Origin of the sequence: Clostridium sp. DSM 8431, assembly GCF_900116755.1 — a bacterium.
GTDB lineage: Bacteria > Bacillota > Clostridia > Clostridiales > Clostridiaceae > Clostridium.
The window spans coordinates 1-12,328 of record NZ_FPBY01000106.1; the positions used below are offsets into that span (position 1 = coordinate 1).

Sequence of the window (12,328 nt, forward strand, 5' to 3'; positions counted from 1 at the left end):
AGGTTTTATCCTTCAAGTAAACTATGTCACTCTTGTGGTTCTATAAAAAAAGATTTAAAACTTAAAGATAGAATTTACAAATGTGAATGTGGATATGTGGCTGATAGAGATTATAACGCAAGTCTTAATTTGAGAGATGCAAAAATCTATAATATAGCATAATTAAAAGCAATTATAGATATGTACCCATGGCTAAGTCGGGAATTTACGCCTTTGGAGTGTTATATCAAACTAAAGTAGTAGGTGATTTATTCACTACAAAATAGGACACGATGAATAAGGAAAAATCTCGATATGGGTATAATTGTCCATATTTTGAGTAGCAGATAAAAGTTTACACAGAATAAGAGAGGGTAGTGGTATAGGGCTTGCCTTAGTACGAGGAATTGTTGAAGAACATAATGGAAATGTAAAAATTTTGGATACAGAAATTGGTACAGAAGTTGAAATAAAGCTTCCAGACATAATGGATGAGGAAGTTTATGATAATAGTATAAGTGATGAAAAAGATATAATTTCTAAAATTAATACTGAGTTTTCAGACATATATGATTAAGTATTATTCATATCTAAAATAGATAAATGGATTAAGTAAGTTTTACATATATATCTATAAAAAAAAGCTCAATTGTGAAATATAGTGATACACAAACTAGCAATTTAAATAAAGGTGGATATTCTTCGAAATTAGTATTTTTATAAGGATGTTCACCATTTATTTTTTTTGAATATAAAACCCTTAAAACATCCTTATTTTCAAAAAAGATTTCGAATATTCAGTAGGCTAGATAAGGAATTATTTCTGGATAATTTATTTTTATTATTCTTTTGTTAAAAAATTGATTTTATATTGGAAAGTTAATTGAAAAAATACAAGAAAAATATTGACAACGATTACATGGAGGGGTAATATATTAGTATGAAATTGATATATTTTACTTTGTATCATATATTTTGAAACAAGAGTATATACTTCAATAATTTAAAATTTTTATTATAATACATATTACAAAAGCTATATATCTAAACAAATAAGTGTAAAAAGGGGGACTTAAAGATGAAAAAAATAGGGGCATTTATTATTACTTTTATAGCTGTTTTAGGATTATTTTCTTTGGAGGCAAGATGTGCAGCTTATAAGTCACTCTTAACGCTTTCTGGAAAAGATAGTGAAATAAAGACTATTATAGGTATACTTATTTTATGTGTATTCACAGCTTTAATTACTTTAAAAAGAGTAATAAGTGCAAAAAAGAATAATTAAAATTAATAATATAAAATTTATTTAGAGTTGTTTAAAATGTACCCTATAGAATAGATAATTAAAAAATTCTATTCTATAGGGTACACTTATATTTTTAATATATTTAGTTTTATTTCATTTAGGGTCTTTTATACTTGTAAAAAAAATCTAAAAATGCCTATAATGGATATAGATTTAATTTAAATATGGGGGATAAAAAATGAAGATATTTGTTTATAGCATGAGAGAGTTTGATGAAAAAGTCTATTATGAGAAGTTCAGTAAAGAGTTGGGGATAGAATTAGATTCTTGCCCAGATTATCCTGATTTAAAAAATGCTATTTTAGCTAAAGGATGTGATGCTATATCTATTATTCCATGTAAAATGGATGCTCCATTAATAGATAAGTTTCATAAGTATGGGGTTAAATATATATTAGCACGCTCAATAGGGTATGATCATATTGATGTAGAGTATGCTAAAAGATTAGGAATGAGAGTTAGCAATGTTTCATATCCACCAGATGCTGTAGCTGATTATGCAATAATGTTAATGCTTATGTGTCTTAGAAAATTAAATTACATAAAAACTTCTGCAAACATTCAAGACTTTTCTTTAAAAGGAAAAATAGGAAAATCTATTTGTGATTCTACAGTTGGAGTAATTGGAACAGGAAAAATAGGATCAACAGTAATTAAACATTTAAGTGGGTTTGGATGCAAAATTTTAGCTTATGATCCTTATAAAAATCATGAGATTTTAAATTATGCCAAATATGTTAACTTAGATACTTTATTAAAAAAAGCTGATATTATAACACTTCATTGCCCAGCAACAGAAGAAAATTTTCATATAATTGATAAAGAAAATTTAGATAAGATGAAAGATGGAGTGATTATAGTTAATACAGCTAGAGGCTCTCTTGTAAATGAAGAAGATATGATAGAAGCTATTGAAAGTGGAAAAGTTTATGGATTTGGTACAGATGTATGCGAAGCAGAAAGGGATTTAATTTATTTTGATAATTCAGGAAAAATTATAGGAGATCATAATAGAGCTATACTTAATTCATTTCCAAATGTAATTATGACTCCACATATGGCATTTTATACTGAAAATTCAGTAGCATGGATGGTTAAAAATTCTCTTATTGCTTTAGATGCATTTGAAAAGGGAAAAGATACAGATTTAGAAGTTAAATAATAAGTAGTAAAAAGGGATTGAAAGGCTAATTTCAATCCCTTAAATTTATTTGTTTTTGTAAATAGCATAAGAATAAATTGTTGGAACTAATACCATAACTCCTATAGCAATAAACATTATATAAGAAGTTAGAATACTATTTAAGAATGTTGATATAGTAACAATTGCTCCTCCTAAAATCCAAAGGTATCCTGCTAAGTGATGAGTTTTATTCCAGTTATCAGAATCTTTTAGTGTCCAAGGAAGTTTTATTCCTACAGTATTATTTTGTTTGCATTTAGGAAGATAATTTCCAATTACCACAAATAGAATTCCAATCATAGCTGGTACTATTATATTAATAGGAATGTCTGTACCTAAAGATTTAAATAAAGTAATAGGAGTTAATGTTATTGATAATATAGGTATAATCCATAAACATATTTGATTTAATACTTTTGAAGAATTTTCTTTTTTAGGGTCTTTATCTAATACAAAAATACATAATGCATTACTAATTGCCATAATTATTGGAAGCCCAAAGGCTGCAATAAATTTAGGAGCATAATTATTTGGCTGTCCTGAAGCACTAAAATGAATTGCAATTGAGCTTGGAAGTTTATCGTATAAAGTTATAGATAAAAGTATTGGTAAAAGACAAACTATTGTTGATATTAATATTAATTTTTTATTCTTTTTCATTTTTATTACCTCCAAAGTTAGAAAACCATAGCATTATTTCTTCAAATACGGATACATTTATCTCATAGTAGATAAAATTTTTATATTTAGTTTCAAAAATTAGCTCAGCCTTCTTTAATTTTGATAAGTGATAAGATACAGTTGCTGCTGTCATATCAAACTTACTACTTATTTCTCCTGCAGACATTTTATTATCTTTTAACATCATTAGTATTTCGCGGCGTACAGGATCAGCCAATGCTTTAAATGTTTCTTGGAAAATCAAAACATCACCTCTTTTGAATCTATTTAGAAATATTTCTAAATAGAATATAACTTAAATGTAATAATTAGTCAATAGCTATTTAGAAAAAGTTCTAAATAGCTATTAATTATAACTTGGTTATAAAATTTTATATAAAGTATTGAATAAAATATCTTAAAATACTATTTTTGTAGCTTAAAAAGTAATTTTATTGCATTGAAGTAATATTGTGGAGGAAATATAATTGTATTAACAGGAAAATTTAGGAGGGAATTATAAATGAAAAGATTTTTAGTTATGATGCTGACAGCAGCAACACTTGTTACAAGTAGTTTTGTAAACGTGGCCACAATAAATGTAAAGGCTGAAGTATCACAAGAAAGTACAGTTTCTTCAAAAGATAATTTAATAAAAAATGGAGATTTCTCAGATGGAATGGAGAACTGGGGAAGTTATGTAACAGCTGGTGGAGATATGGAACTAAATGTTGTAGACGGAGCTCTTAAAGCTGATGTCAAATCTGTTGGTGAACTAAATTATGGCGTTCAGTTATCAACAGGAGGTTTTAAGTTAATTAAGGGAGCTAAATATGTTTTAAAGTTTGATGTAAGTTCTACTGCTGAAAGAAAAATTGAAGGTGGTCTTCAACAAAATGGAGGAGACTATAAGTGCTATGCATGGAATGAATTTAATATAACTCCTGAAACTCAAACTATGACTATGGAGTTTACTATGAAAGATGAAACTGATAATGCACCTAAGCTTTGTTTAAACCTTGGTAATGAAGGTGAAGAGCTTGACGAGCATACTGTAACTTTTGATAATGTAGAGTTAATTATGGTAGATGACAGTAATGCTGAAAAGACAGCTGGCAAAAAACCAGAAGCTAGTGATGAAAATTTAATTAAAAATGGTGATTTCAAAAATGGCAAAGAAAACTGGGGACTTTATCTTGCTGGAGGAGGAGATGCTACATTAACTTCAGAAGATGGAAAGTTAACTGCTAATGTTAATGAATGTGGTACCTTAAACTATGGAGTTCAAGTATCTAATCAAACATTCAAGTTATATAAAGGTGGGAAGTATGTACTACAATTTGATATTGATTCTTCTGTAGATAGAGATCTTGAAGCTATGATTCAACTTGATGGTGGAGATTATCATGCTTACACATGGAAAAAAGTAAATGTAACTCCTGAAACTCAAACAGTAGTTATGGAATTTACAATGGAAGATGACACAGATATGGCTCCAAAATTATGTTTCAATATGGGAAAAGAAGAGGGAGAAGATTTAGAAGCACATAAGGTTAATTTAAGTAATGTAAGCTTAAAATTAGTTGATGCTAGTGGAATAACTGATGTTATAGAAGAAAAGGAAGAGCAAAAAATAGTTTTAAATCAACTTGGATACATTCCAAATAGTAGAAAAGAAGTAGTCTTTAGAGGTGCTGATGTAGCAGGAAAGACATTTAATGTTGTATCTAAAGAAACTGGAGAAACTGTTTATACAGGTGAAATTTCAGAAGGAAAAGAAAATAAAGCAGCTGGAGAAGTAGATTATTATGGAGACTTCTCTAAAGTAAATACTCCAGGAACTTATGTAATTCAAAGTGAAGAACTTGGAGAATCTTATGAATTTAAGATAGATGAAAATATTTATAGAGATACTATGAAGGATTTAACTAAATTCTTTTATTATCAAAGATGTGATGAGCTTTCAGAAGAATTTGCAGGTAAGTGGGCACATCCTGAGTGTCATAAATCTCTTGCAAGAATTTATGGTACAGATGAATATATAGATGTATCAGGAGGATGGCATGATGCAGGAGATTATGGTAGATATGTAGTTGCAACAGCTACATCTTTAGCAGACTTATTAGAAGCTTATGAAGTAAATAAAGATGCCTTTACAGATGATACTGGAATTCCTGAAAGTGGAAACGGAATATCAGATATTCTAGATGAATGTAAGAGACAATTTGATTGGTTATTTAAGATGCAAAATAAAGAAAATGGAGGAGTTTATCATAAGGTAACATGTGCAAACTTCCCAGGATATAATATGCCAGAAGAAGAAACTGATGAACTAATAGTATGTCCAATTTCTACAACTGCTACTGGTGATTTTGCAGCAATAATGGCTAAGGGTTATGAAGTATATAAATCAATAGATTCTGAATTTGCAGATAAATGTCTTGATGCAGCTAAGAAGGCTTATGATTATTTAGAAGCTGCTCCAAGTCAAGGGGTAAGTAATCCCAAAGGAATAGTTACAGGAGAATATGGTGATTATACTGATATGGATGAAAGATACTGGGCATCTGCAGAATTATTTAAGGCAACAGGAGATAATAAGTACCACGAAAGATTTAAAGAACTTGCAGAAAATAATATAGAAATGGAATATGGATGGCAAAGTATAGGTGGCTTTGGTAATGATGCTTATCTAAGTACTAGAAATGCTGATGAAGATTTAAAAGATAGAATTAAAGAAGCAATAATTAAAAAAGCAGATAGAATAGTAGATGCCTCAAAAGAAGATGGATATGGAGTAACTAACGGAAAATATTATTATTGGGGAAGTAACATGGGTATAAGCAGTGAAGCCTCATTATTATCTTTAGCTAATACAATTTCACCTAATGATGATTATGTAGATTATGCAAGAGAACATGTAAATTACTGTTTTGGTAAAAATGCAAATGCTGTTTCCTTTGTAACAGGATGGGGAACAGTTACACCAAAGAATCCACACCATAGACCATCAATAGTTAAGGGAGAAGCAATTCCAGGTATGATTGCAGGTGGAGTTAACTCTCAATTAGAAGATCCATATGCAAAGGCATATTTACAAGATGTAGCACCAGCAAAATGTTACTTAGATAATGCAGAAAGTTATTCAATTAATGAAGTTGATATTTACTGGAATTCAGCCCTTGTTAGAGCACTCGCTAAATCTTCAGTAATGGGACAAAATGCAGAAGATATTTCATCTAAGGTAGATTTAAAGGTTATAAGTAGAGAAGAAACTGGAGTTAATCAAAGCTTTGTTCTTAAGGCTAAAGATGAAGCTCTTGATTTATCAAAGGTAGCAGTAAGATACTATTTCTCTAAATCAGATAGTAGTGAAATGGCAGCATACTCATATAATACAGGAATCAACTACTCAGATAATCCATGGTATCAGGATGTAACTGGTGATACAGTAGCTAAGATAAGCTGTGATTCAAAGGGAATGTATGTTGAATATAGAATAAATAGTGATGTTATATTAAATAATGATGGAAGCTCAGTAAAATTTGAAACTGGTTTCTCAAATGTTAACTGGTCATCTATGATTGATTATAAAGGTCTTGAAGCATCAGTAGTATATTATAAATAATTTAGTATAAAAGAAGCAGTGCCATTAAATTGGTGCTGCTTTTTAGTTTTAGAGAAGGCTGTTTTATGAATAAAAGTGATAAAAATAGGCAAGTATCTAAACAAATTATTATTGGAAAGTGATTGATTTGTACGTAGATAACTATTTTAAAATTCTAGAAAATATAAAGCTTTTAAGTAATTCAGCTAAAAGGAAATTATTAATAGATATAAGTATTTTAATTAATGTTTCAAATAATAAAGAAACAGCAGAATTAATTTGCCCTCATTGTAAAAATAAATGCATAGTTAAAAATGGTAGGAATAAAGAAACTCAAAGGTATCCATGTAAAACTTGCAAAAAATCTTTTGTTAAAAGTACTAATGCCCCTATTTTCTCATCTAAAAAGAATTTAGAAACTTGTATTAAATTCATTGAATGCCTTATAAATCAATATTCTCTTAGTAAAATAGCAAAGGAGCTAAATATTGCAGTTAGCACAGCTTTTATCTGATGTCATAAAATCTTAGATGCCATTAGAGAGCATTATAAATGTTTGGATTTATCTTCAAAAATTCAATGTGATGAAACTTTCTTTCAAGAATCCTTTAAGGGAAATCACTCTAAAGATGGATTTGTTATGCCAAGAAAAGCACATAAAGGAGGAGGCTAGGCAAGATATAGAGGCATATCTAAGGAAAAGGTGTGTATTTAAACAGCACTAGACAATAATAACAGACAGTCTTTTTAGTTATAAAATATTATCATCCTTTTGTAAAATAAGTCATATAGCTATTCCAAATGGACTTCATGGATTTAAACAGTACAACATTCAAAAAATAAATAGCCTTCATAGCAATAACTTAAAGAGATTTATAGCTGTTTATAGAGGAGTATCAATAAAATATTTAGCAAATTATCTAGCTCTTTTTAAATTTATATTTTCAAAATTTGATGAAAATCCAATAAATATAAAAGGCGAACACCCTTATTTAAGTACAAACTTTAAAGGACGTCCACCTATATTTGAATAGCTAGTCTCACTTATCACTTTATTTAAAAATACAGCCTTAGAAAATATAAATTAGAATTGTCATTTATCTTGTTAAAAACTTAGAATATATATATAATATACAAAAAGATATATATGGAGGAATAAATGGAATTATTTATTTATAAAACCTTTAATGATTGGTATAATGATACAGTGACTGAAGTTTTAGAGGGAGAGATAAGAAACTTATATAATGGTCTTATAGCCGTAGATACTTTTATTGATGGTAAAAGTTATAGACAGTTATTTTCAACTAAAAATAATTTTGCAATACTTTATAAAATGCCTTGTGGCTTTTTATCATCATCAGTAGAAATCAATATTTATTTAGATGTATCATCATGGCAGAATTCTAATCCAGAAATCAGTTTTAAAGGGCAGGTAATAGAAGATGAATGCAGTGAAGGAAGATGTGTGTTTATAAATGAAGATGGTTTTAAACACTATATTTCTTTAGACGATATTTATGCTATTACTTATGAAAGGTAATGATAATGAATTTAAAAGATATAAATTTAAGGGATAATTATAAAAAGTGGAAGAAAAATTTAGGGGAGTATAGGTGTTTTTTTAGAAGTACACCTTTTGTATCTCTAAAAACATATTCAGATTTTGTACTTGATGAGTATAGTATAAAAGTTAGTGATAATTTAGTTAATCAGGTTTTAAAAGAATATGAAGATGAATATTTTATAATAGTTGATTTGAATTTAAATGAAATATTAGATTTGGCTCTTATATTAAATAATCATTATGATATAAAGCCTATTTTAAATATTAATTTATTATTTAATGATTTTGGGCTTGTAGGGACTAAAGAGCATATAAGTAGGCTTATATATTGCAGTGAAAATCTTAAGGAAATACAAACTAAGAAATATATAATGTTTATTCCTTTTGATAGGTATAGAGAAGAAATGGATGATAGTGAAAAGAAGAATAAATTAAATAATCAATATGCTATAGGCTTTGATGATTTGCCTTATGAAGAATTTTTAAAGGAATTAGGATATAAGGGGATAAAGATCATTACTAGGGGAAATGTTAAGGAAGACTTAATGGATTATATTAATTTTTTAAATAGTAAGCTAGAAGTTAAGATAGTGAAGGTGAAATAATAATGGCAGATTTTAAAAGTTTTTTAGAAAAGAATAAAAAGAATGCACTGGCACTTGCTGTAGCTACTGCCTTTGCTGTTGGAGTAGCAGCAGTAGCTACTGGTTGTGAAAATAGAGATGAGGAAGAAGAGGAAAATGGAGTATCTACCTCTTCAAGTAATCATTATTATGGAGGAAGAAGCTTTTGGCATTCATTTGGAAATAGGGGCAGTTCATCTGATAGTTCATCTGGCAGCGTATCTAAATCATCAAGTGGAAAGAGCAGTACTTCTAAGTCATCAGGAAGCAAGTCTTCTGGTTATTCAAGCTCTAAGGGTGGAAGTTCTTCAAGCTAAGATTAAGTAAGAGGTAAAAGTTTATGAAAGATCAGATAAAATATACAGAAGATGTTCTTTTTGACCATTATATGATAAGTGCAAATGGTGAGGAGCATGTACATTCTCAAATACCTTTTTTCATAGAAGAGGATATATGGGATAAGATGAAGTATTATGGTGAAGAAATTAATAGAATTGCTATAAGTTTATTAGGTGAAATTAACGGATTACATAAGGAATTATTAAATTATTTTGATGAATTTTCTTATAAAGATAAAATATTTAGTCTTAAGGCTCCACTAGCTCCTATGTATTGGACTAGATTTGATACCTTTATAGATAAAAATAATAGGGTATATTTTTCAGAATTTAATTATGATAAGCCATGTGGACAAAAGGAAATTCACCTTGCAGAAAAATGTGATTTTAAAGGAAATCTTAATGAAGATTTTATAGAAGATATATTAAAAAGACTTATAGAAATTAGTGAAGACTTTTCAGAAGAAAAAGGAAATATAAATGTTGGTTTTTTAATGGATTCATGTCATTATGAAGAACTACATCATAGTCTGTATTTTAAAGAAATGCTAAAGGATACCAAAATCAATATTATTCCAGTTGGAAATAGTAATTTATCAGTTAAAGATGGATTTGTATATGGCTTTTCTAAGGTTAAACTACATGTTATATTAAAGCTCTTCCCAACAGAGTTTTCTAATGAAATAGATAATTTTGAAGAGATTTTAAGTGTATTTAATGAGGGAAGAGTGCTACTTATAAATGATCCAAGGATTATAGCTATTCAGGCTAAAGGTTTGTTTGCATACCTTTGGAAACTTGTTAAAAGTGATTCCTCTAAGTTAAGTTATCATGATAAAGAAATAGTTAGAAAATGTCTTCCTTATACTGAAATTTTGACTTTAGAAAATAAAGAAAGAGTACTAAGAGATAAAGATAAATATGTTATTAAATCTTCTCTTGGAAGGTATAGTCAGGAAGTTTATATAGGCAAGTTATATAATCAAAAGGCTTGGGAAGAGCAGGTTGCAAGAGTATTTGAAAGTAAAAAAATTCATATAGTTCAAGACCTTATCTTAGTTAGAGAGGAATATACTTATGCTCCAGACTACGACAACAAAAATACACCTATGAAGGCATATGGAAACTATGGTCTTTATATTATGGATAAGGATGTACGTGGAATTTTAGTTAGATGGGGACTTGATATTTTAACAGATGATTATAAAACCTGGATGAGTCCTTTAGGAAAAGATAATTATCCTTTAAAAATAGAAAAATCATATGTAGAAAATCATGAAAAAGTTTATGAAAAATTAAGTGAAGAGCTTGCTTTTAATTATGATTTTACAGGAGCCTATACAGGTGTAAATGAATATATATCTTTAGATAGAATGGTTATGGATAAAAAGTGTTATGAAGAAATGAAGTGGGCTTCTTATAAGTTTTGCTCTATTTTAAATAAGATATATCCAAAAATAATTAATAATTTAGAGCTTTTTGGAGACATATTAGGAATACCTAAAGAGTTATACAGTTTAGTTAGATCTAAAGAAGTTACAGAACTATGTGCTGTAGGAAGAATAGATTTTGCTTTTGATAACTTTGGAAATATGAAAATTTTAGAGTTTAATTCAGAAACACCAGCAGGATTAGTAGAATCTATGTATGTACCATCTATTTTAAAAGATACTTTAAGTATTAAGTATGAAAATCCTAATAAATTCTTTAGAGATAATTTAAAAGATGAGCTTAAGACTATATTAAGTCAATTTAATAGAAAAATAGAAAATATAGCTGTAGTTACATCTTGGTATTATGAAGATATTTATAATACTAAGGTAATAGCTGAAGTTTTAAGGGAATGTGGAAACTATAATATTATTTTTGGTAATGTTTATGACATGGATACAGATGGAAATGATATTTATATTTATGGAAAAAAGATAGATGCAATTTATAGATATTATCCATTAGATTGGTTTTATTATGATGAAGATATGAAAAAGTTTATTAATCCCTTAAGTAAAAAGGAATATCTTATAAACCCAGGTCATACCCTTGCAACTCAATCAAAGGCTTTTTTTGCAGTTATGTATGAACTTTTAGGAAAGGGAATACTATCATCTGAAGAGGAAAATTTCATAATAAATTATATACCATATACTACTTTAGAAAAAGATAGAAAACTTTCCACTGACTATCTTGCAAAACCTTATCTTTCAAGGGAAGGACAAGGAATAAAAGATGGTTTTGAAAGTTTAGATAAGGATGAAGAATATATATTTCAAGACAGAATTAATATACGACCTTTAAGAATGGATGTATATTCGAGTTTAAATAAAAAAGAGATGTTTCAATTTCCTATCATAGGAATGTATATAGCTTCGGCTAAGCCAGTTGGAGTATACACAAGAATGGGGGAATTTGTTACTAATTCCACAGCTAAATATATATCATTATATTTAAAATAGATTAATTAAGGAGAAAAGGATGAGTGATTTTATGGCTAGTGCAGGATTAAGTATTGTATTTGGATTAATAGGAATAGTACTATTAATTGTAGGATACGTTATATTTGATTTAGTACTTACAAAAGTAGACTTTAATGAAGAATTAAAGAAAAACAATATTGCAGTTGCTATTGTTATTGCTGGATTTATGATTGCTATAGGTATTATTATTTCTGGCGTTGTAGCGTAAATAATATTTTTAAGGGTAGTATATAAGACTATATTCATAAATAATTATGGATATGGTCTTTTTTTAATGCATAGACCAGTTATACAAAAAAATAAAAAATTTTAAAAAGTAATTTTTTAAAAAAGGGTACACTTAATAAACCATTACTATTTTACGAATAATGGACAAGAGTGAGTTTTAAATTATATGTTATATTACTTCGTGTAAATTACTATTTAAATATAATTTTTTATGTACTTCAGGTAATCGTAATTCAAAGGGCTTTTTATCCCTAAGTATTGCAAAAAAGTGGTTAATTAATTTGTGCATTATAGCTCCAATAGCTACTTTTTTAGGTTTTGATTTAATTAACTTATTGTAGTATTCAAGCAAAACAGGATTAG

At 28.2% G+C, this 12,328-nt stretch carries 13 protein-coding genes and 1 pseudogene; 11 read left to right on the forward strand and 3 right to left on the reverse strand.

Annotated features, from left to right (window positions below; translation table 11 throughout):
- The 4 genes from BM384_RS11260 to BM384_RS11270 form a co-directional block, all read left to right on the forward strand.
- Positions 1-162: zinc ribbon domain-containing protein (locus BM384_RS11260; RefSeq protein WP_139232097.1), on the forward strand; the 162-nt coding region annotated here is incomplete at its 5' end.
- Positions 163-343: 181 nt separating this feature from the next.
- Positions 344-556 carry an ATP-binding protein gene (locus BM384_RS18650; RefSeq protein ID WP_139232098.1) on the forward strand — a complete coding sequence of 71 codons (213 nt, stop codon included), beginning with the start codon at positions 344-346 and terminating at the stop codon, positions 554-556.
- A 501-nt stretch (positions 557-1,057) separates the two neighbouring features.
- Positions 1,058-1,264, forward strand: coding sequence for a hypothetical protein (locus BM384_RS11265; RefSeq protein WP_090013689.1), 207 nt, complete (start codon positions 1,058-1,060; stop codon positions 1,262-1,264).
- Positions 1,265-1,463: 199 nt separating this feature from the next.
- On the forward strand, positions 1,464-2,447 hold the full coding sequence (locus BM384_RS11270; protein ID WP_090013691.1) for a D-isomer specific 2-hydroxyacid dehydrogenase family protein: 984 nt from the start codon (positions 1,464-1,466) through the stop codon (positions 2,445-2,447).
- A gap of 45 nt (positions 2,448-2,492) precedes the next feature.
- Here BM384_RS11270 and BM384_RS11275 read toward each other — a convergent pair whose 3' ends face one another.
- Positions 2,493-3,128 (reverse strand): SdpI family protein, encoded by a 636-nt coding sequence (locus tag BM384_RS11275; protein ID WP_090013692.1) that lies wholly within the window; start codon positions 3,126-3,128, stop codon positions 2,493-2,495.
- Positions 3,115-3,393 carry an autorepressor SdpR family transcription factor gene (locus BM384_RS11280; RefSeq protein ID WP_090013694.1) on the reverse strand — a complete coding sequence of 93 codons (279 nt, stop codon included), beginning with the start codon at positions 3,391-3,393 and terminating at the stop codon, positions 3,115-3,117. The genes BM384_RS11275 and BM384_RS11280 overlap by 14 nt, the downstream gene beginning before the upstream one ends.
- A gap of 258 nt (positions 3,394-3,651) precedes the next feature.
- Between BM384_RS11280 and BM384_RS11285 the strand changes: the two genes are divergently transcribed.
- The 7 genes from BM384_RS11285 to BM384_RS11315 all read left to right on the forward strand — a co-directional run bounded on the left by BM384_RS11285 (position 3,652) and on the right by BM384_RS11315 (position 11,945).
- Positions 3,652-6,756 (forward strand): glycoside hydrolase family 9 protein, encoded by a 3,105-nt coding sequence (locus BM384_RS11285; protein ID WP_090013696.1) that lies wholly within the window; start codon positions 3,652-3,654, stop codon positions 6,754-6,756.
- 118 nt (positions 6,757-6,874) lie between these two features.
- The gene (locus tag BM384_RS11290) at positions 6,875-7,249 is read left to right on the forward strand and encodes a transposase-like zinc-binding domain-containing protein (RefSeq protein WP_207650718.1); all 375 of its coding nucleotides are present in this window, start codon (positions 6,875-6,877) and stop codon (positions 7,247-7,249) included.
- Positions 7,250-7,894: 645 nt separating this feature from the next.
- Positions 7,895-8,278: a hypothetical protein gene (locus BM384_RS11295; RefSeq protein WP_090013698.1), complete on the forward strand. Its 384-nt coding sequence runs from the start codon at positions 7,895-7,897 to the stop codon at positions 8,276-8,278.
- Between the two features lie 5 nt (positions 8,279-8,283).
- Positions 8,284-8,907 carry a normocyte-binding protein gene (locus BM384_RS11300; protein WP_090013699.1) on the forward strand — a complete coding sequence of 208 codons (624 nt, stop codon included), beginning with the start codon at positions 8,284-8,286 and terminating at the stop codon, positions 8,905-8,907.
- A 2-nt stretch (positions 8,908-8,909) separates the two neighbouring features.
- Entirely contained in the window at positions 8,910-9,242 is a 333-nt protein-coding gene (locus BM384_RS11305; RefSeq protein ID WP_090013701.1) for a hypothetical protein, read from the forward strand.
- A gap of 23 nt (positions 9,243-9,265) precedes the next feature.
- The gene (locus BM384_RS11310) at positions 9,266-11,716 is read left to right on the forward strand and encodes a glutathionylspermidine synthase family protein (protein ID WP_090013703.1); all 2,451 of its coding nucleotides are present in this window, start codon (positions 9,266-9,268) and stop codon (positions 11,714-11,716) included.
- Between the two features lie 19 nt (positions 11,717-11,735).
- A complete protein-coding gene (locus tag BM384_RS11315) occupies positions 11,736-11,945 on the forward strand; it encodes a DUF350 domain-containing protein (protein ID WP_090013704.1) in 210 nt (69 codons plus the stop codon).
- Between the two features lie 189 nt (positions 11,946-12,134).
- Here BM384_RS11315 and BM384_RS17955 read toward each other — a convergent pair.
- Positions 12,135-12,328, reverse strand: a pseudogene (locus BM384_RS17955) (IS110 family transposase); the annotation flags it as partial.